The organism is Thermosulfuriphilus sp. (genome assembly GCF_054026695.1).
The window spans coordinates 1-19,990 of record NZ_JBPMLP010000051.1 but is presented as its reverse complement, the minus strand read 5'-3'; the positions used below and the strand labels follow the sequence as shown (position 1 = coordinate 19,990).

Genomic DNA, 19,990 nt, shown 5'->3' with positions numbered 1-19,990 from the left:
ACTTACCTCTGTAAAACTTGCTACTGATATTTTGATTCGTAAAGAAGGTGAAAATAATCCCCAATTGTTTATCATTCAAAAAAATACAGAAAAGTTGGCCAACATGATTAACAATCTCTTAGATTATGCCAAGATAGAAAGTGGTCATGTAGAACTTAATAAGAAAGAAGGAGATCTTATCGAGTTACTCTATGATGTTATTTTTACTGTGGAGCCTTTGGCCCAGGCCAAGGAGATCAGGATCGTCTTCAAGGCTCCAGAACGTCCGCTTATCTTCGCCTTTGACAAAGAACGAATATTTCAAGTATTTTTGAACCTGTTAGCCAATGCCGTTAAGTTTTCTCCTAAGGGGGCGCCAATCCTACTTTCTATAAAAGATGGCCCCTCCTCAGTGACTGTTTCTATAGAAGACTTTGGCCCCGGTATTCCTGAGGAGGAATGGCCCCGAATTTTTGAAAAGTTCTATCGGGGATCAGGGACCAAATCTCAGGGAATGGGGTTGGGCCTGGCCATCTGTTGGGGAATTGTTAAGGCCCACGGGGGAAAGATCTGGCTTTCAAAACCCCCTCATGAGGGGATCATCTTCAACGTCGAGCTTCCCAAGAGGAGCATTGATGGCTAAACCGCAGATCCTAATTATTGAGGACGAGGAAGATATTCTTACCCTTCTCAAAGGGCAACTTGAGCTCGATAATTTTGAGGTCTATGGAGTAACCTGTGGTCAGGAGGCCCTAGAATTTTTGGAGCGTCAACAGCCTGATCTTATCCTCCTGGATCTTAATCTTCCCGATATAGATGGCCTCAAGGTCTGTCGCCTTCTCCGTGAAAGGACTCAGGCTCCAATCATTATGGTTACGGCCAGAGACAGCCTTTCTGATAAACTGCGGGGATTTGAATGTGGTGCTGATGATTATCTTACTAAGCCCTTTGAATATCTGGAACTTCTAGTTCGTATTCGGGCTAGGTTGCGAAGATCGCTCCTTGAAGCCTCCAAACGAGAAGTCCTCTGTTTCGGTCCTCTTAAGATCATTCCGGCCAAACGGCAAGTCTATCTAGATGGCAAGCCTGTCAAACTTACCAAAAAGGAGTACGATCTTTTGGAGATCCTTGTCTCTCAACCTGGAGAAGTCTTAAGCCGGGAGTTCATCCGTAGTCAGCTTTGGCCCAATAAAGAGATCTATCCCTGGAGTCGGGCCCTAGATGTCCACATCCAGCGCTTAAGGCAAAAGATCGAACCCGATCCAGAAAAACCCCGTTTTATAATTACCCATCCCGGAGTTGGTTATCGATTTGAGCCGGGGGAGAAGGAATCTTCGAACCCCACCTAAAAGTAAGGCTTCCCCGGGGACAGGCTTCAAGGCACTTCCCACAGTTCCAGCAATAAGGGCTTAAGGCTTCACCCTGGCTGGGAGAAAGCCCTAGAGGGCAGACTTGATCACACCGGCTACAGGCCTTGCAGGTCCCATGGTCCTGGATAATGGTTAGCTTTCTCCGGCTTCCTAAAAAGGCCAGCAGGGCCCCTAAGGGGCAAAAGTAACGGCAGAACAGCCGTCTGGTAAGAAGATTCCCTAGAATAACCAAGACAACGATAAGCCCTTCTGGACCTAAGCGGTGGAAGAAAACCGCCCTCATTATCTCTCGACCAATGAGACCCGGAGGAGACAAAAAGACAAAGAGCGGAGCTCCCAAGACCATGGTTACCAAAAGTTCGATGATAAGAGAGAACCAGAAGATTCTTCGAGGCAGGATGAGACGATCCCGGATCCTACGGCGGGATAAAAAGCGCCATAGTCTTTCGATGGACTCTGAGAGGAAAGTCACAGGGCAAATCCAGCTACAGAATACCCGCCCCAGGAAGAGAGACACCAAGATGGGGATGGCCATTCCAATAACCAAGGGGAGATAAACAGTCTTGGAGACCAGGATACTCTCTAGACCCTCAAGGGGAGAAACAAACCATAGCTTGCCAATTCCTAAAGATTGGTACCATCCCTGGATAAAATTAAAATTAAAATAATAATTTAAAAGGGGATTGATTAGAATAATTAAAAAGGAACCAAGCAGAATAAAATTGCGCCAGAATCTGAGGGAAAAAGACGTATTTTTAAGTCCTACCATTGGGGTTTTCCGAAGGAGTAGGTGGGTTCAATATTTATGGCCTTGGGGATAAGAGGACACCCATGGACGCACAACCCACAGCCAGCACAATATTTTTCGTCGATTACGGGGCGTAATTGGTCAAGGTGAATGGCCTTTTCTTTGAACGGGCAGACGTTGTAACAGGTTCGACAGAGGGTCTGGCCCTGCCAGGTAATACAGGCTCGCCGGTTGAGAACCGCTGTTCCCATTCTGGTTTCTTCTTGGCGGATCCTCTGTAAGGTATCTGTGGGGCAGACATGGACGCATTTCATGCAAAGATAACAGGGAACATTTTCAACGAAGATCAGTGGGCTACCGGCGTAGACCCCAAAACGAACATCAAGGACAACAATGGATCGATAAGGACAGATTTCTGCGCAGCGGCCGCAGCGGATACACCGGCCGACAAAAAGTTCCTCCGGGACTGCTCCTGGAGGTCGAAGTCGATTTAGGCCTACTGGAGAGTTGATGAATCCTTTGGCCAGAGGCGGCCAAAATGCTCCCAAGCTACTAAAGAGCAGTCCTTTGAGGAATAAGCGACGTTTAAGACTGTCCTTTCCGCCATCTGATCGGCGGTCGGAGGCGTCCGTCAAGGATCCGTTCGACTTCATCTTCACCGTGAAGATAGGCCAGGTTGATGGTCAATACTTCAGGGTAGGCAGAGATTCTATTGACCAACTCTTCCAGAGCCTCTGAAGTCTTGCTTTCAAGGACAAGGATTAAGACTCCTCGGTCCTCATCGGCATATATCTCGGCCTCAGGGACTTGAGAAAGCTTCTGGATCAGTTTTTCTTTGGCCTCAGGCTGACAGCTGACCACAAAACCACCTATGGGCATTAAAGGCTCCTTAGCAGAGAGGGGCCCAAAGGGCCCCTCTCTATAAATTTTAGGCCTTAAGTGTAGCTAGATATGGCCTTAAAGGTTTAGGACCGGATATTTTCTTTATTCGACAAGCACAGATCTTGAATTCCGGCTCTTTAGATCCCGGGTCAAAGGCGTCTTTGGTGACTTTGTTTATCAGACGGTCTTCATGTTGATCATACCAATAAACAAAAACCATTCCTTCCATGGGGCCTTCGTATATCTTGGCCGGCAATATATTTTTCCCGCGGCGGCTTTCTATCAAGACCATGTCTCCTGGGCGAATTCCTAGTCTCTTGGCATCCTTGGGATTGATTTCCACATAGGCGTAGGGATTGGCCCTCATGAGCTCGGTTATGCGTCCGGTCATGCTGGCTGTATGCCAGTGGTCAATTACCCGGCCTGTAGAGAGATAGAACGGGTAATCGGCATCGGGTTCCTCAGCAGCACCTTTATAAGGCCTGAGCCAAATCCAAAGTTTGCGATCCGGATGGGCGTGACCGTAGAACTGATAGGGTTTATCGTCTTTGGCGTGCTCATCAGCCAGAGGATCAAGGCCACGGACGAACTTTTTATACGTCCCGCCTCTTAGGGCAATCTCTTCGGTGGGAGCTGGCCACTGAACTCCGTCTGGACGCTTCTTTAGAACCTCATAGGTAGCTCCACTTAGGTCGTTGTCCCGGCCGGCGGTAAGCTTTTGGGTGTATTCATCCCAGATGGCCTTGGGTAAATCGTAACCCTCATCAAGCCCCAAAAAGGGCTCCACACACTTTTTAATCACCGGATCACCCAGTTCCCTAGCCAACCTCAAAGACCATTCCCTGACCATCCAGACCTCTGGCTTGGCCTCTCCTGGAGGGTCAAGGACTTTGACCGTCAGCTGAGATCTTCTCTCGGTGCAACCAAAGACTCCGGTCTTTTCGAAGTGGAAGGCCGCTGGGAGGATAAGATTGGCAAACTCGGTAGTCTTGGTGGGGAAGATGTCGGAGACGACAATAAAGACGTCCTCCCGAGCTAGTCCCTTCCGGTATTTGTCACAGTTGGGAAGGCTTTGGGCTGGACTGGTGCAATTGATCCAGATAGCCTTGATCTTGCCCTCGTTTACGGCCTGGAACATAGCCATGGTATGATAGCCCGGTTTCTTGGGTATTCGTCCTTTGGGGACCCCCCAAAGTTGTTCCACCTCATGACGGAGCTTATCCTTTACCACTGGGCGGTGTCCTGGCAGGATGTGGCAAAGGCCACCCCCTTCACGGACCCCTCCACAGGCATTGGGTTGGCCGGTCAGGGAGAAGCTGTCGGCTCCAGGTTTACAAAGCTGGCCGGTGAGGATGTGAAGATTATGAATGAGATTATTGGCCCAGACTCCCTGGACCCTTTGGTTGATCCCCATAGTCCAGAGGCTCATAGTCCCCCGAGACGTGGCGAACCAGCGGGCCACCTGGCGGATCTTGTCCGGAGTGATGTTCCCTCCACATATCTGGGCAGCTTTCTCTGGGGTATAATTGGCTAAAAAACGATGATAGGTCTCAAAATCAACTTCTTTCTTCTTTTTTCCTACCCGAAAGGAGGCATAATTCTTGATAAAATCTTCATCATATAGCTTTTCTTCAATAATTACGTAAGCCATGGCATTTAAGAGGGCCAGATCGGTCCCCGGGCGAAACTGGAGGTGAATGTCGGCAATTCGAGAGGTGGGAGAGACCCGAGGATCGGCGTTTATGACCTTGACCTCCTCAGGATGATCCAGTTTGCGGCGCATGATCCGCCTGAAAAGAACCGGATGAGCCTCGGCCATGTTGCTACCGATGATGAAGAAACAGAAGGCCTTTTCGATATCGGCATAAGAGCCAATGGGTTCATCGGCTCCAAAGGAGGTAATGTATCCTCCTACTGCGCTGGCCATGCAAAGCCGCGGGTTGCCTTCGACATTATTGGTGCGCAATCCGGCCCTAAAGACCTTCTGGAATAGATAGGTCTCTTCAGTGAGAGCCTGCCCAGAGCCGTAGTAGGCTACAGCATTAGGGCCATGGTTTTTAACCGCCTGAGCGAACTTTTTGGCAGCGATATCTAGGGCCTCATCCCAGGATATCTCCTTAAAAGGTTGATCCTTTCGGCTTCGATAAAGGGGTTTTTGGAGCCGATCAGGATGGTTCATCAGTCTGTAGAAAAGCATGCCTTTCATGCAGACATAGCCTAAATTGGTCTTTGATTCTGGTACCCCTCTTATGGCTACCGGACGGCCTCCTTTAAGACCGAGCTCTACCCGGCAACCCACCCCACAGAAGCGACAGGTTCCCCGGACCCAACGGTCAGCGTCGGCAGCCTGGGCTTCATCCAGCCCGAAGGGCAACTTAATTCCTGCCAGGGAAGCAGCACTTAGGGCAGCGCATCTTTTGAGAAACTCTCTTCTTGAAAGGCCCATATTGACACCTCCTTGTTTACTTATGGACAGAAAACTTGTGGGCAGGATGACACTGCCAGCAGGTCTTATCCGGGGGCATCTTGCGGAACTGATCCATATGGCAGATAGAACATTGGCTCACTTGAGGGATGGCCCGGAAGTTTTCGTAGGTCCCGTGGCACTGAAAGCACTTGACATTATCCAGGCCATGGACCGAATTGTACCATTGCTCGTATATCTCAGGGGTTACCTCTCGATGGCAGCTTGAACAGGCAATCAACTTCTCGTTTTCGGAGAGTTCAGGATGCCCGGAGACTTTGGTCTGCGAGACTGCTGGGCTCTGGTCTTCATAATTTTTAACCCCGCAGGCCACAAGAACTAAGGAGCAGAGAATAATGGCCCCAAAAAATTTATTTTTCACCAGACACACCTCCCTTATAAGGATAAAAAGTAAGGGGACCAAGACCCCTTAAAAGATGTCCTAGAAAGTAAAGACGGCCTCAACATAGAAGAAGTCGAGGTCGTCACCCTGGGAGTAATTATTCTCGACGACATCCCCTCCCCAGACATGGCCATAATAAAGATTGAGCCCTAGATTCAGGGCGCCATAACGGTAAAGATCCTTGATAAAGAAGGAGATATCCCACATGGTGGCCAAATCGTCGTCTCCACCGGAATTTTTGGGCACATAGCCAAAAAGATCAGGCCTGGTAATTCCTGACCCTAGATACCAGTAATCCTGATCTTCGCTTAGCCAGATCCTGTGGACATCACTCCGGACAACCACCTTCTGATGGGGCTTGAGGATGACCTGTCCGAAGATGTAATTGGTATTCATGAGATTGTAGAAGGGGGTCAGAGCATAGATCCTCAAGGTGGGGATCATCATAAAGAAGGTCTCGTGGTCGTTATCGTTAGGGTCATCGTCTCCTGAGCCATAAAAATAGCCCACTCGGAACCAAGGCTGCCAAGGTAGCTCTTTGAGTTTGTAGCCACCCTCGATGGCCAGAGCATAGGCACGGTGGTCTTTTGAAGAGTAGTCTCCCCACTGATAAACTCCCCAGAAGAGAAGGTCCGCAACTCCCTGACCAATCTCTCGGGTGTAAAGAAGGTGGGATCCAATAGAGTGGATCTCCGGATCCTGGAATAGGCCTCTTTCGTCATTGTAATAGTAATAAAAGATTTGGGCATCGAGGCCGGGGAGGTAGGAGTCTTTAAGGGTTGCAGCTAGCGCCAAAATATCCACATCATGGACAGACTTACCATTGTATTCAGGATCGTCACGGCGGAGATAAAAACCTCCGGCCGTAGGCTGGACAGCGGTAATGGTAAGGTTCCAAAGGGGCTGGTCATAGACTAACTGAAATCCATCAAAGGCCCGGCCTACTCGAGACCAGTCAAAGGGACCAATAAGTCTCTGGGAGATGCGGGCCTTTTTGAGCCACTTGAGGGTAGAGTTCTGGGGTATGGTTTCAAGGCCGGAGCTATAGAGAAAGCGCCCTAAACGAAGACTCAAGCCCTTTAACTGGGGGCACCTGAGTCTCAGCCAGGCCTGGGAGAGGGCCCCATAACCCAGATTTTGGGCCTCTCCAGGATTCTGGCCGTAATAGAGTTGCCCGGTGCCGAACACGGCTTCGTCAGGAAGACCGAAAAATTGGGTCCAGTGGAGCTGGGCATAGGCGTCAACCAGTTGAGACTCAAAACCAAATCCAAGACGCATCTTGCTGGAGACAAAGGTATAAGAATCATCTCCCGTGCCTTTATCAAAGGTGGCCCAGGTCTCAGAGCGTATTTCTTCCCGGAAGTCGATCTTGACCTTGGAAGGGGAATCAAGGGTATAGGCTGAAGCCCTTAGGCTAAGCCCGATAAGCCCTAGGAAGACAAGACATAAGATAAGAATTTTTCCTAAATGGCCCGCCATAAAACACCTCCTTGGACTGAATTAAATTTTTGGTGGAGCCGAAGCTCCACCAAAAAACCAGAAGGGGGAGCATCCAGTGGAGAAAAATAGCCCAAAATGCTCTAAAATTGGCGTTAAATTTGTAACAAATGAGTAAAAATTCATTCTGACAAAGGTTTAATCGGTCCGAGACCCTCTTTCCTTTAAGCTTTTCTTTTACTTGTAGGGGAGGTCTTTTTTCATTACTAATATCTGGTGATGCTTCGTCACGGACACCGTTGTTATCAGAGGCTATACATCTACGGTTTTGATCGGCTTCATCCTGCTCTCCACCTCATTGATGATCCTGATTTTATCGGCTGCTGGGAAGAGGAAGACCAGGCCGTGGTCTTCTTTCACTCGCCGCGGGATGAACTGGTGGCCGAGCTTTCAAGCCGGTTGGGGCTCAGGCTTGAGGTCACTGGGGAGAGCGCCTATGAGGATTGGGGAAGCCGAAGAGGACTCAGCCCTTTTATGGTAGGAGGGATCTGGTTTGTTCCCTGTTGGCAGTCATGGGATAGGCCTGGGCCTTTAATCCGCTACGATCCCAGTGTTGTTTTTGGTTCCGGTGCCCATCCTACCACCCGAATGTGTTTGGAAAATCTGGCCCGTCTCTGGCAAAAAGCCTCCATTTCCTCGGTGGCCGATCTGGGCTGTGGGGTGGGATTAATAAGTATTCTCGCTGGCCGTCTTGGGGCAGTCAATGTCTTGGCTATCGATCGAAATCCCTTGTGTGTAGAGGTCTGTCAGGCCAACGTAGAGCGTAACCATCTTGAGGGCTACATCGAGGTCAAAAGGGGTGATGTCCTCGAAGAGGAGATACCTAAGGTGGATCTAATAATAGCCAATCTTTACCGGGGGCTCTTGCTCAGGCTCTTTGAAAGGCCATCCTTCTGGCAAGCCAGGCACTACATCTTCTCTGGTTTCGTTCCCTCCATGGAGGAAGAGATCAGAGCTGGTCTTGAGGCTTCTGGCTGCCAAATAGTGGGGAGAGAGCAACGGGAAGGCTGGGTCCTTCTTGTGGGAGAAAGGTCCTGATGATCGGCTTTCTCTGGGGCCTTCTTTTATTTTTTTCCATCCTGACGCCTGTGGCTAGTGGGCAGAAGACCTGTAACGGGTGTCACTCATTAGAGCTTGATGCCTCGCACAACCTTCCCTGTACCCAATGTCATCAAGGAAAAAGCCCCGCTTCAGGGGTCGATGAGGCCCATGAGGGTCTGGTGGCTGAGCCAGCTCTGGGGGGGAAGGGTCTGGCCGGGGTTTGTTTTTCCTGCCATTCTGAGGCCAGCCGTCAGGTCACGGCCTCAAAACACTATCTTTTAACCGATGAGGTCAACCTTGTCCGTCAGGCCTTCGGTCTTCCTCCGGTGCCCTCGGTTCTTGAGATTCCCCGTCCAGTAAAGATCCTAGATGTTGAAGACCTGGTCAATGACCTTCTGCGACGTCGCTGCCTGCGCTGTCACGTCTATGATCCGGGGGATACTTATCCTCAGACCACTCGTGGGACGGGTTGTGCGGCCTGCCATCTTACCTACCGCCACGGAGAGCTGGTTGATCATCGTTTCACTAGCAGGGTTCCTGATGAGACCTGTCTTCACTGCCACTATGGTAATTTTGTTGGCTGGGATTATTATGGTCGCTTCGATCACGATTATCCGGCTTCCTTTCGTTCCCCTTTAAGAAACGGGGCCCCGCCTCCAAGACCATACGGAGTGGAATACTTTCAACTCACCCCGGATGTTCACCAGCAGGCTGGCCTGAGCTGTATTGATTGTCATCAGAGCTCCCTTATGGGAAGAGGGAAAGATCCATCCTGTCTGGACTGCCACAAAGAGCCCCAAAGAGCTTCGGGTATTGTTGAAGAAGGAGGTCGTTTGGTCTTTGTCTCTTCTTCTGGAAGACGCCATCTGATCCCGAAGATGAAGGAACGGCCTTCTCACCGAGAGGAGATCATCGTTCGGGCCCGTTGCTCAGCCTGCCATGCCAGTTTTACCTATTGGGATGAAGATACTTATCTGTTGAGGCTTGACGCTATAGACTATGAAGACTGGGTTGACCTTCTTGTTCAGGGATCAAGTGAGGTTGAAGAATTAATCCTTGAGGGACTGACCTCAAACGAGCCGCCGCCACCGTATATGCAGGATAAATTCAATCATAAATACTACCTAGGCCTCTGGCTTAAAGGGTTTAAGGAGCGGCGCTGGGAGAGGTTTATCCTGGTGGAGGACGATCAAGGCAGGCTTTCTCTGGCCCGTCCGCTACTTAAGATCTACCTGAGTTATGTAAACAAAGAAGAAGATGTCCTCTTTGACAACTTTGAGTCTCAAGGGGTGGGGCTTCTCCCCTATAGCCCGCATACTATTGGTCCGGCCGACTTTTTCCGGAGCCTTGAGATTATTCAGCGCATAAAGGCCAGGGTGCCAAAACGGCCAGTAAGGCCCTCGCGACGGTAAGAAAAAAACTCTTTCCGACAAACGGTACAGAGCCCGGAGATAAAGATGTTAGCGGGTTTGAGGCCAAGACGAAGGAGCTGTTCTCGGGCCACAGCCCAAAGATTGATATGGTCTCCCCCGGAGCCCAAGGCCCAGAAAGTTTGAGGCAAAAGGGCCCTGTTCCGAAATTCTCCACAGCATGGGCCCAAAGAAGGGGCGATAAAGGCTATCATTAAGGGGGGCTGAGCCCCGAAGCAACGTTTCATCAAAGAGACCGCCCGGGCAATAAGGCCTTTTTTGAGACCTCGCCAACCACAATGAAGATTGGCCAAGACACCCTGTTTCCCTTCATAGAGGACTACCGCCTGGCAGTCGGCCTGCTTGATCAAAAGTCCTAGGCCAGCCTGGGTAGTAATTAGACCATCGGTCGCTTTAGCTTCCACCTCACAGCGGACAAATTCTATTCTGGTGCCATGGACTTGCTGGGCTGAGGCCACCTGACTGATCCCTGAGGCCTCTTTGAGAAGCTCTAGATTTTTGCTGACACAGCGGGGATCATCCCCGACGGTGAAGCTGAGATTAAGCTCTCGGTAGGGGCCCCGGCTTACCCCGCCAAATCTGGTACTGACAACAATCTCAAGCCCTGGGGCCATATTAATCCGGTAGAGAAGAAGGGGCCCCCTTTTTTCGAGAAAGAGGCCAGACATCGGGGGCTCCTTAGGCGTTAAGGCGCTCTTTGATCGAGGGAAAAAGGTTCAAATCGGTGTGCGGCAGGAAGAGGCTTGAGACATAATGATCCATAAATCTTGGATTCTCTGAGAGTTCAAAGTTGGTCATCATCTGGGCTACTCGTCTCATATCTGCGGCAATCTCCTTGGAGACAGCGGCAAGCTTGGCCCCGAGAAGCGAACTGTTGCCGATAAAGAAGAATCTTTCCCGGGGAAGGTCTGGTAGAAGACCTATGGTAATGGCCTGTTCCAGGTCGAGATAACTACCGAAATTGCCAGCTAAAAGGACTCTTTCAACCATGTCAATGGTCAACCCTACGGACTCAAGAAGGGTTAGGTATCCGGCATACATGGCCCCCTTGGCCCGGATGAGATTGTCGATATCGGCCTCTGTAAAGACGATGTCCTCTCCAGTGGCCGAATCTCCGGAGAAGACCAGAACGTATTCCCAACCATCTCTTCCCTGGCGCACCCGGGGATGATCTAGGTTCCGGAGGAACTTACCTTGGCGATCGATGATTCCCTCGGTAAAGAGGTTGGCTAGAAGGGCGATGATACCCGAGCCACAGATACCTTTGGGTTTTTTGCCGCCGATGGTTAGAATCATCGGCTCAAAAGTTAGGGGGTCAATGTGGACGGCCTCGATGGCTCCAGTAGTGGCCCTCATACCGTGTTTGATCCCCCCGCCCTCAAAGGCTGGCCCAGCAGAACAGGCCGCACAGGCCAGCCAATCCTTGTTGCCCACGACAATCTCACCATTGGTCCCGATATCGATAAAGAGCGTCAGGGGCTCTTCTCGATACATGCCGCTGGCCACCACCCCAGAGACGATGTCGCCTCCTACATAGGAGGCCACCGAAGGTGCAAGGATCATTCTTGTGCCCCTGGCCACCGGCAAACCAACCATTTCAGCCTCTACAGGGGGGATGATAGTGGCTACCGGGACGTAAGGGGCCTCCCTTAGCCAACGGGGTTCAAGTTCAAGAAAGAAATGACTCATGGTGGTATTGCCGGCCAAGGAGACCAGAACGACCTCCTCGCTTCCTACTCCAGCTTCTTGACACATCTCCCTGATGAGTCTGGAGATGCACTCAATGATCCGGCTATGAAGGGTTCTCAGTCCCCCTTCCTTTCTGGCAAACTCGATCCGGCTGATGATGTCCTCCCCATAAGAGACCTGTGGGTTGTAGTCAGAGAGGTTGGCTAGGACCTTCCCGGAGATAAGGTCGATTAACTCTCCGCAGACAGTGGTTGTTCCGATATCAATGGCCACAGCCAGGGCTCTTGGGCCATCTCCAGCTTCAACACCAAAGACAAGGGGAGAGTCTTCTGGGGCCGGTTGAAAAAGAGAAACCGTACATCTGAAGGCCTGCTCTCGTAAAGAGTAGGGGAGTTTTTTGAGTATTCTGGGGTCCAAAAAGATGTTTTCTGTTCCCAGAGTCGCCTTGAGCTCCCGGAGAAGGCGGCTGAGGTCGCTAGCATTATCTGACAAGCTGGGGTGGGGGAGCTCTAGATTGACCTTGGTAACTACCGGATCAAGCTGCCATTTTAAGGCCCGGCCCTCTTTGATCCAGGAGACAGCCGTCTTTTTCAGTGGACGTTGAAGGGCCCTTCGGTCCATCTGGCTCTCTATCGGGACCCGGACAACCAGATCTGATTTGGCTACGGTGACACAGGCCTTGTAGCCGCCTTCAGGAAGCATCTCTCCCTCGGCTTGGCCAGACTCTATAAAAATCCGACACTTACCGCAGACCCCTGCTCCTCCACAAGAGGCATTGATGTGGACCCCGGCTCTCATGGCCGCCCGGATAATGGGTTCTTCTGGCCGGGTCTCTATCTCTATCTGAGCTGGCAAAAAAGTTATCTTTGGCATGGATCCTCCTTTACATCCTGACTTAGGTACTCCACTAAAAATCCTCGCCGTGTATCTGGGCTACCTAACCGCCGCCAATAAGCCTAAGGAGCTTGGATTTGGCCTCCGGTTGTTCTTCAAGGGGGAGACACTCTCCAAGCTCTACCCTGCCTAGGGCCAGTTTGGTGGCAAAAGCCAGACAGCTTGCTTCACCACAGGCCCGGCAATTGGTCTTCGGAAGCAACTTGTAAATCTCTAAGGCCGGTGGCCTTTTTTTGGGGCGATGATCAGGAATGATCCCCTCTCGTCTTTGCCAAACGTCGTTGAGGAAGGAGACAACCGTCTCCAGGGCTTTTTGGGCCTCTGTCCAGTCAGAGACCGTGCCCACAGTGAGTTCCTCTGGTCTAAGGGCTACTCGATAGCCTTTGAGACGAAAGATGATAACCGGATCCTCAGGTTCGTAGAGAAGAACTTTGGCGACAGCGTTGACGTAGGGCATGATCTTCCGGATATCCTTTTCAAGGGTAGCGGTTATCCGATAGCAGGGACGATCAAGGTGACAGGCCGAGGCCTCAAGCCGGGGTTTAACCTGGCTGAGCAGCTTGTTATCCATGGATAGCCTCCTTGAGGGAGATAAGTATCTTGGAGGGAAAATCATCTCAACTGGAAATTTAAGCTTAGAGAAAGTTTTAAAGGTCCCTGATTGTAGGGCGGTGGTGGAGGGGGGAATGGGGCAGCCTTTTTTATCGCGCGAAGGGCGGCCTCATCGAGGAGCTTGTAGCCGGAGCTCTCTAGCAGACGGAGCGAAAGGAGCCTTCCCTCGGTCGAGATGACAAAAAGGACCTTTACCCGGCCTTCTTCACCACGGGTCCTGGAAGACCATGGGTATCTCTTATGGGCTTCAATCCGGCTCCGGATAAGGGCCAGATATCCTCTGAAATTTCCGTTTTTCTTGAGGTTGTTTAGGGAGTTCCTCTTTTTAGGAGAAGTCGAGCCTGGTCCATCTTTTAGGGGAAATAGAGGATTGAGATCAATATCTTTTAGTGAGATTTGGTCTTTAGGAGCGATTTCTGGAATGGTGGGTATTTTCTCGAAGTTAGGGATTGCCGGTGCCGGGGGGGCGGAGGGGGCCTTTAGGGGAACATTTAGGGCCTTAGTCAGGGATGGCGGGGCCAAAAGACGGCCGGTTACAGGGGAGGCCGGGGCCAGATCGATTTCAATGTATTCTTCGGGGCTTTTGGCGGTTGGGGGCGACCAGAGCAAGAGAACCAGGAGATGGATTAGTCCAGAGAGGAAAATTAGCCCCCAGAGAAGTCGATGATCTTTTCTCTCTGGCTCTAAAGCCATCATGGCTGTTGGGGACTTTGCGTGGCCAAAAGAAGCCTTTTCCCCCCGGCGGCCTTGGCCAGATCCATGGCCCTGACAGCCTCATCCAGGATGACCCTTCGATCAGCCTTGATAATCACTGTCTTCTCTGGGTCTTGCTTCAAGGCTTCTTTGAGAAGGCTTAAGAGTTCGGCCTCAGTTACTGACCGACCCTCCCAGAAGAATTCTCCGGCTTCATTGATGAATATCGTTGCTGGATTTTTCATCGGGGCGGCAGCGGCCCTGGCTTTGGGTAGTTGGACCTTGATCCCCTGCTGGGCCAAAAAATTGGTTGTCAGGAGGAAGTAGATCAGAAGGAGAAAGACGATGTCTATAAGGGCAGCAAGGGGTATCTGGACTTCGGGCAATCTTTGACGTCTAACCCGCAGCATCCCGTCCCCTCTCTTTTAAAGCCTTGAGAAAGAGAACCGCGGCCTCTTCCATCTCTGCCTGCAGCTCGGCCAGCTGTCCTCGGAGATAGGAGTAGGCCACCATCGCCGGGAGAGCTACGGAGAGTCCAACAGCAGTGGTTAACATGGCCTCCCATATCCCGCCGGCTAAGACCGAGGCATCGACCTTTCCCCCTAGGCGCTCTATGGCCATAAAGGCCTTGATCATCCCCAACACGGTCCCCAAAAGCCCCATGACCGGGGTGATATTGGCGATGGTGGCCAGGGTGCCAAAGTAACGGGAAAGGCGCCGGAGCTCATGTTCAATGGCGTGGGAGAGGACACTTTCTATGGTCTCCCGGTCGTTGCAACAGACAGAAAGCCCCTCATCCAGGATTTTGGCCACGGAGCTTCTCTCCTGAGAGGTCTCTTTACGGGCCTGATCGATGTTGCCCTGGATGATGGCCACATAGACTTTTTCTATCAGATGGTGGTCTTGTCTTTGGGCTTGGTAGAGTCGGATGAGGCGTTCGAGAAAAATGGCCAAGGCCAAGACCGAACAGAAGAGAATAGGGATGATAAGGACTCCGCCCTTGGTTAGAAGATCGATCATCGGGACCCTCCCAGAGAACCCAGAGTTTCCCTAAGATCGGCCCGACCGTCTCCATCAAGGTCTCGAGAAAGCTGGCAGATCTTGCCTTGATGATATTCCTCCCAGAGGTCCGGATGACCGTCTCCGTCGGTGTCCTTGGCTACTTTAGAGAGTTCGCCTTTTTGGTATTCGTACCAGACCTCCGGAATCCCGTCTCTGTCGCTATCTATCTCGGCAGTTCGGATGAGCTGGCCCTTGAGATGCCAGATGACGTGTCCTTCTGGGCGCCACTGCTCAATCTTTAAAGGCTTTCCGTTTCGATCAAAGACCCTTTTTTCTAAAAGTCTTCCGGCCTTTGTAAGACGCCAGAGTTCCCGGAGCCGGCCCTGGGAGTAAAAGGCCTTTTCTTCGAGGAATCCATCACCATCGCTGTCTTTCTCCAATCGGGTAAGCTCTCCGTTTTGGTAGAATTCTCTGGCCTTCAAACACCCAGAGGGTGAATAGATAAGACGCTCTTTCAGGACGCCCTGGACATAGAGTTCTTTTATGTCGGGCTGACCATTATTGTCTTTATCCACCTCTCTAGCCAGCAACTTTCCTTGATTATAGGAGAGAGATTCTTCAAAATGACCATCCTCGTTACGATCTTTGAGAACCTGCCCAACGGTGGCACCGACTTTGTAAATGATCTTTGTGTCCAGAATTCCGTCGCCGTCGGTATCTTTTAGGGCCTCCGTAAGTTTTTTATCTCGGTAGATAAAGATTGCTTCTGGATGTCCGTCCTGGTCTTGGTCTTGAGAGATTTGTTTGGATCCTTCGGGACTCATCTCTACGGTGATTTCGAAGTAGCCGTCTTGATCTTGATCTTTAAGGATCTTGGAGATCCTTCCCTGATGATAGAGAATGACTTCTTCCGTCCTCTGGTTGCCATCGCTATCTTTTTCAATCCTGGAGAGCTCCCCCGCTGGATCATAATAAGAGATGATCCTTGACCACGGGCAGAGCAGCTCCTCCTTACTTATTCCTTCTGTCGCTAAGGTGATGACCTGCTGGCAATCATTAAGTAGCCTGATGATCCGGTAGGCTCTGCCCTGATTATCAAAAAAGACGGTGGTCTCCAGGCGGCCATCTCCGTCTTGGTCGATTTGCTTTTTCTTGATTCGGCCTCCTTTGAAGAAGGCTATCTGGTCTGTCTGGCCGTCGGCGTTTAGATCCCTTTCTATCCGAACGATTTCTCTCCCTTGGAAGTACTCCCAGCGATCTGGCCGGCCATCCCCGTCTTCATCTATGACTCGGACAAAATCTTTGGCCTCCTGGGGCAAGACCCTTGAAGGATCAAAAAACACCAGGGACAAGGCAACTATTAAAAATATCCCCCACATTGAGCCTCCCCTATTTCTTCAGGATGAAGATAACACGAAATTAAAAAAAATCACAAACCTTTAAAAAATCTTCTTGGGGCTTTTTAAAGTGCTTCGTGAAGAGGACTTTCTTCCAGGAGCGGACAGGAAGCCCCGAAGTCCACCCCAGGGGGACTCCAGGCCGGTCTCCCGGCTTCCGGATCAACCTACTGGCTGCGCCTTCCCAGGGCTTTTCAACCCCAGTGGCTTGTCACCTGGTAAGGTTTGCCTCTTCCAGGCCTAGCAGCTTTCGTCCCCGGTCACGGTTGCGGGCCAGCGCCGGTCTCACACCGGACTTCCCGTTTAACCCGATCTCGGGCACCTGGAGTCTATCCGAATTAAATACTTAAGTGCTCTTGGGTGTCAAGACGGCCCCCTTAGGCAAAAACTTGTCGGCGGCCAAGACTTGATATAGTTGTCTAGCTAAAGGGAGGCTCAGATGCCAAAAGTTTTCTTTGTTTTTGTCTTCTTGCTCCTTGATCCCGGGGCCTCATGGGCCCTCCAGACCCACCGGGCCCCTGAAGGCCTTTACGTTCACCAGATGGCTCATCTCTTCTTGGCCTTTACCATGGCCGCCTTTGCCTATCGGATTCGCTCCTTCAGGCTCCACCGTAGTCCGAACTGGGCCAAGATGATGTACATGGCCCTAGTCTTCGTCTTCTGGAATCTCTGGGCTTTCTCCGGTCACGTCTTTGAGGAGCTTTTGCCTGAAGACCTCTTTATTGGCCCGCAGACTGATCCCAAACATCTTCTGATCCTCAAAGATTCTCTGGCTTATCTATATTTTATTACCCGCTGGGACAATCTCTTTTTGGTGATCATCTTTTGGCTTTTTTACCGGGGCCTTGATGGAATGGCCCAAAAAATCCGCTCTGAGGCAAGGCCTTGAAGACTATCTCCCTTTTCCCTGTCCATAGTTTTGACATCATTACCTCGGCCTTGGTGGTCATCCTGGCCACTTTGGCCCTTTCTCGGGCCTATGAGATCTACTTCTCTGATGAGGAAAACATCCGTTACAACTATCTCCTCTGGATTGCTTGGGTCCTGTTTGCCTTTTCTGTCTCTAGGGCCGGAGGGCACCTTTTGAAGTATGCTCTTTTATTCAGCGGCCACGAACACCTCTGGATTCGTCTTTCTCCGGTAGTAGGGGGATTTAACAGTATGGCCTTTGTTCTCATTGGAGCGGTGACACTTTTTTTCCATCGTATACAGGCCATCTTTCTGCGCATGGTTGAAGATCGTCAAAAAATAGAAAAGATCAGCCTTGACCTTCTCCAGCTAAACCAAGATTTGGAGGCCATAGTCTTTGAACGGACTACAGCCGAGCTGGCCTTAAGGATTGCCCACAAGGTTAGGAATCCAGCCATGGTAATCGGGGGATTGGTTCGCCGGATTCTCAAAGATATCCCTCCAGATGATCCCAACCATTCCCGTATGGAAAAGATTTTCGAACAGGCCCAACGACTTGAGGCTCTGGTCAAGGAGTTTGAAGACTTAATGTCCAAGAGATCTTATTTCTTCGAGACCGTAGAACTTAATGAGTTGGTTAAATCTGCGGTAGAGATAATTCGCCCGGAGATAGAGGAAAAAGGTCTCTTATTAAACCTAGTCATCTCCCCTGAGCCCCTGCATTTTAAGGGTAATGCTCGTCTGATCAAGGTTGCCTTGATCCATGTCATCCGAAATGCCATCGAGGCTACCCCGGTGGGGGGAGAGATTAGGATCCAGACCGGGATTGATAATGGTCGGCTCTTTGTCTCTATCAAAGATACCGGTCGGGGTATTCCCAAGGAAGTCATGGCCCATATCTTTGAACCTTTTTACTCTACTAAAGAAAGGGGTACGGGCCTGGGGCTTCCCTATGTGCGCCAGATAGTCAGAGAACACCGGGGGCGCATCGAGATCCGAAGCGATCCAGGAAAGGGAACCGAGGTAGTTATGGCCTTCCCCACCCATTTAAGGGAGCTTGATTCTGAATCCATTCAGAAAAGATAGGGGCGGAGTCGTTCTTCCATCCGCTGTCGGTGGCTACCTAGCCAGTATATCCTCTGACAGCGGGGACAGAGAGAAAAATCTTTCTGGGTCTCGAAGATATAGTCTGGCACCCGGCCAAAGACTTCTTCCCTAGCTACAGGCCTTAAAGATTCGTTGCAGCGCAGACAACGACTGAAAGGTCGGATTTCTCTCTTCAAGTCGGGTAGTCTTAAGAAGATCTCTTTAAGTTGGTCATCAAGTCTATCGGCTGTGATTAAAAAGACGTTTTTCTTTCCGGCTAAGGAACGCTTTCTGGTCAGGAAAAGGCGCCCAGGGCTTGGTCCCTCGAGCAGAGGAACATCTAATCCCAGGGCCCGGAGCCACTTTATCAGCCGGCCGATGGTCTTGTCTCCGGAAAGGAGGATTCTTGAGCTGGTGGCCATTGAAAGGCGACTTGTTTGATCCATCAATAAATAAAATAAATAAGTTTGGCCTTCGCCTTCTGATTAGAAGTAAGATAAAAACTCCTCTGAGGAAAAGCCAGGACAGGGAGGATGGAAGTGGGGCAGAAAAGGATAGGCCTCCTAGAGGCCTTGGCTATCGGTGTGGGAGGCATGATCGGGGGCGGTATATTTGCAGTCTTGGGCCTTACCGTGCTTATGGCCTACGGAGCAGCGCCGCTGGCCTTTCTGATTCCTGGGCTTTTGGCCCTGATTACTGCCTACTCTTATGCTAAACTAGCTATCCGTTTCCCCAGCGAGGGAGGAACTATCGAATTTATCGTCCGGGCCTTTGGGGCTGGGGTGCTTCCGGCCTGGCTGAACACCCTCCTGCTGGCCAGCTATGTGATCATGCTCTCCCTTTATGCTTATGCCTTTGGCAGTTACGGGGCCGTTGTTATCAGGGGCATAGAGGATCCTGGCCTGAAAAAAGCCCTTACCGTGGGGATCATCGGCCTGTTTACCGGGTTGAATCTTTTAGGAGCTTATGTAGTGGGGAAGGCCGAGGATTTTATGGTGGCCTTCAAGGTCCTGATCCTTCTCTTCTTCTCCGGTCTTGGCCTTCTGACCTTAAAGATCTCTCGTCTTTCTCCCGCGAGTTATCCCCCTTTTCTTCATATCTTTAGCGGAGGACTGATCATCTTTTTGGCTTACGAAGGCTTTGAACTTATTGCCAACACAGCCCATGATGTCCGGGATCCTGATAAGACCCTCCCGCGGGCTTTCTATGGAGCGGTGATCTTCGTCATCTTTATTTATGTACTTGTGGCCCTGATGGCCGTGGGCAATCTTGATCCCCGCCAGGTGGCTAAGGCCAAGGACTACGTTTTAGCCGAGGCCGCTCGGCCGTTTTTGGGGCGCTTTGGTTTTGGGCTTATTGGAGTGGCGGCCTTGCTTTCGACTGCTTCAGCCATCAATGCGACCCTTTATGGTACGGCCCGGATCAGCTATCTAGTGGCCAGATATGGCGAGCTCCCGCGAATATTTTCTCGAAAGATTTGGCACGGGGCCTATGAAGGTCTGCTCATCTTAGGAGCCTTGACGGTGGTGGCTGCTATGGTCTTTGACCTGGAGAATATTTCTGTAGCTGGAAGCATCGGTTTTTTGTTAGTTTTTGGCGTAGTTAATCTGGCTAACCTTAAATTAGCTAGCCAGACCAAGGCCAATCGATTTTTGGCCGCTCTGGGAGCCGGGGGTGCCTAATTTCGGCGGTAGTTCTCATTGTCCACGATCTGCGGACCAACTCCGCCAATCTTCTTTCCTCGGCCGTGGTTTTAGGGGCCACCTTGATTTTTGAGTTCATCTACCGCTTGGTGACCAAAAGGCGTCTTGCCGAGTTTATAGATTGGCGTCTGCGCGAAAAAGAGGTTTTTCTCCGCCATTTTGAGGATCACCTCCAGGAGATAATTCGAGCT

The 19,990-nt window shown here is 50.9% G+C and carries 21 protein-coding genes and 1 riboswitch; of the genes, 7 read left to right on the top strand and 14 right to left on the bottom strand.

Annotated features, from left to right (window positions below):
* Together ACXJJX_RS09185 and ACXJJX_RS09180 are read left to right on the top strand one after the other, a co-directional pair.
* Positions 1-622 (top strand): sensor histidine kinase (locus ACXJJX_RS09185; RefSeq protein WP_456434297.1); only part of this gene is annotated, 622 nt, incomplete at its 5' end.
* Positions 615-1,328 carry a response regulator transcription factor gene (locus ACXJJX_RS09180; protein WP_456434296.1) on the top strand — a complete coding sequence of 238 codons (714 nt, stop codon included), beginning with the start codon at positions 615-617 and terminating at the stop codon, positions 1,326-1,328. The genes ACXJJX_RS09185 and ACXJJX_RS09180, both read left to right, overlap by 8 nt.
* Here the strand turns inward: ACXJJX_RS09180 and ACXJJX_RS09175 are convergent.
* The 6 genes from ACXJJX_RS09175 to ACXJJX_RS09150 are packed head-to-tail and all read right to left on the bottom strand — an operon-like array spanning position 1,264 to position 7,325.
* Positions 1,264-2,118: a 4Fe-4S binding protein gene (locus ACXJJX_RS09175; RefSeq protein WP_456434295.1), complete on the bottom strand. Its 855-nt coding sequence runs from the start codon at positions 2,116-2,118 to the stop codon at positions 1,264-1,266. The genes ACXJJX_RS09180 and ACXJJX_RS09175 overlap by 65 nt on opposite strands.
* Positions 2,112-2,645 (bottom strand): 4Fe-4S dicluster domain-containing protein, encoded by a 534-nt coding sequence (locus ACXJJX_RS09170; RefSeq protein WP_456434294.1) that lies wholly within the window; start codon positions 2,643-2,645, stop codon positions 2,112-2,114. The genes ACXJJX_RS09175 and ACXJJX_RS09170 overlap by 7 nt, the downstream gene beginning before the upstream one ends.
* A 37-nt stretch (positions 2,646-2,682) precedes the next feature.
* A complete protein-coding gene (locus tag ACXJJX_RS09165) occupies positions 2,683-2,976 on the bottom strand; it encodes a chaperone NapD (protein WP_456434293.1) in 294 nt (97 codons plus the stop codon).
* Between the two features lie 49 nt (positions 2,977-3,025).
* The gene (locus ACXJJX_RS09160) at positions 3,026-5,425 is read right to left on the bottom strand and encodes a molybdopterin oxidoreductase family protein (protein ID WP_456434292.1); all 2,400 of its coding nucleotides are present in this window, start codon (positions 5,423-5,425) and stop codon (positions 3,026-3,028) included.
* 16 nt (positions 5,426-5,441) lie between these two features.
* A complete protein-coding gene (locus ACXJJX_RS09155) occupies positions 5,442-5,825 on the bottom strand; it encodes a cytochrome c3 family protein (protein ID WP_456434291.1) in 384 nt (127 codons plus the stop codon).
* 60 nt (positions 5,826-5,885) lie between these two features.
* Positions 5,886-7,325 (bottom strand): alginate export family protein, encoded by a 1,440-nt coding sequence (locus tag ACXJJX_RS09150; protein WP_456434290.1) that lies wholly within the window; start codon positions 7,323-7,325, stop codon positions 5,886-5,888.
* Between the two features lie 237 nt (positions 7,326-7,562).
* On the opposite strand from ACXJJX_RS09150, the gene ACXJJX_RS09145 reads away from it, so the two are divergent.
* Positions 7,563-8,381 (top strand): 50S ribosomal protein L11 methyltransferase, encoded by an 819-nt coding sequence (locus ACXJJX_RS09145; protein WP_456434289.1) that lies wholly within the window; start codon positions 7,563-7,565, stop codon positions 8,379-8,381.
* Positions 8,381-9,796, top strand: coding sequence for a cytochrome c3 family protein (locus tag ACXJJX_RS09140; RefSeq protein WP_456434288.1), 1,416 nt, complete (start codon positions 8,381-8,383; stop codon positions 9,794-9,796). Before ACXJJX_RS09145 ends, ACXJJX_RS09140 begins: the two co-directional genes overlap by 1 nt.
* Here ACXJJX_RS09140 and ACXJJX_RS09135 read toward each other — a convergent pair.
* The 7 genes from ACXJJX_RS09135 to ACXJJX_RS09105 form a co-directional block, all read right to left on the bottom strand.
* Positions 9,742-10,482, bottom strand: a complete 741-nt coding sequence (locus ACXJJX_RS09135; RefSeq protein ID WP_456434287.1) for a purine nucleoside phosphorylase YfiH/LACC1 family protein — start codon at positions 10,480-10,482, stop codon at positions 9,742-9,744. The two genes, ACXJJX_RS09140 and ACXJJX_RS09135, sit on opposite strands and share 55 nt — an antisense overlap.
* Positions 10,483-10,492: 10 nt before the next feature.
* The gene (locus ACXJJX_RS09130; protein WP_456434286.1) at positions 10,493-12,376 is read right to left on the bottom strand and encodes an ASKHA domain-containing protein; all 1,884 of its coding nucleotides are present in this window, start codon (positions 12,374-12,376) and stop codon (positions 10,493-10,495) included.
* Between the two features lie 64 nt (positions 12,377-12,440).
* Positions 12,441-12,968 carry a (Fe-S)-binding protein gene (locus tag ACXJJX_RS09125; protein WP_456434285.1) on the bottom strand — a complete coding sequence of 176 codons (528 nt, stop codon included), beginning with the start codon at positions 12,966-12,968 and terminating at the stop codon, positions 12,441-12,443.
* A gap of 41 nt (positions 12,969-13,009) precedes the next feature.
* Entirely contained in the window at positions 13,010-13,705 is a 696-nt protein-coding gene (locus ACXJJX_RS09120) for a TonB family protein (RefSeq protein ID WP_456434284.1), read from the bottom strand.
* Positions 13,702-14,112: an ExbD/TolR family protein gene (locus tag ACXJJX_RS09115; RefSeq protein ID WP_456434283.1), complete on the bottom strand. Its 411-nt coding sequence runs from the start codon at positions 14,110-14,112 to the stop codon at positions 13,702-13,704. The genes ACXJJX_RS09120 and ACXJJX_RS09115 overlap by 4 nt, the downstream gene beginning before the upstream one ends.
* Complete coding sequence (locus tag ACXJJX_RS09110; protein WP_456434282.1) at positions 14,099-14,722, bottom strand: MotA/TolQ/ExbB proton channel family protein; 624 nt, start codon at positions 14,720-14,722, stop codon at positions 14,099-14,101. Before ACXJJX_RS09110 ends, ACXJJX_RS09115 begins: the two co-directional genes overlap by 14 nt.
* Positions 14,719-16,083, bottom strand: coding sequence for a toxin-antitoxin system YwqK family antitoxin (locus ACXJJX_RS09105; protein WP_456434281.1), 1,365 nt, complete (start codon positions 16,081-16,083; stop codon positions 14,719-14,721). Before ACXJJX_RS09105 ends, ACXJJX_RS09110 begins: the two co-directional genes overlap by 4 nt.
* 141 nt (positions 16,084-16,224) lie before the next feature.
* A riboswitch (cobalamin riboswitch) is annotated at positions 16,225-16,442 on the bottom strand.
* A gap of 98 nt (positions 16,443-16,540) precedes the next feature.
* Between ACXJJX_RS09105 and ACXJJX_RS09100 the strand changes: the two genes are divergently transcribed.
* Both ACXJJX_RS09100 and ACXJJX_RS09095 read left to right on the top strand, forming a co-directional pair.
* Entirely contained in the window at positions 16,541-16,990 is a 450-nt protein-coding gene (locus ACXJJX_RS09100; RefSeq protein ID WP_456434280.1) for a hypothetical protein, read from the top strand.
* A complete protein-coding gene (locus ACXJJX_RS09095; protein ID WP_456434279.1) occupies positions 16,987-18,096 on the top strand; it encodes a sensor histidine kinase in 1,110 nt (369 codons plus the stop codon). The genes ACXJJX_RS09100 and ACXJJX_RS09095 overlap by 4 nt, the downstream gene beginning before the upstream one ends.
* Here ACXJJX_RS09095 and ACXJJX_RS09090 read toward each other — a convergent pair.
* Positions 18,084-18,518, bottom strand: a complete 435-nt coding sequence (locus ACXJJX_RS09090) for a Mut7-C RNAse domain-containing protein (RefSeq protein ID WP_456434278.1) — start codon at positions 18,516-18,518, stop codon at positions 18,084-18,086. The two genes, ACXJJX_RS09095 and ACXJJX_RS09090, sit on opposite strands and share 13 nt — an antisense overlap.
* A gap of 111 nt (positions 18,519-18,629) precedes the next feature.
* On the opposite strand from ACXJJX_RS09090, the gene ACXJJX_RS09085 reads away from it, so the two are divergent.
* Positions 18,630-19,778 carry an APC family permease gene (locus ACXJJX_RS09085; RefSeq protein ID WP_456434277.1) on the top strand — a complete coding sequence of 383 codons (1,149 nt, stop codon included), beginning with the start codon at positions 18,630-18,632 and terminating at the stop codon, positions 19,776-19,778.
* The last annotated feature ends 212 nt before the right edge of the window (positions 19,779-19,990 follow it).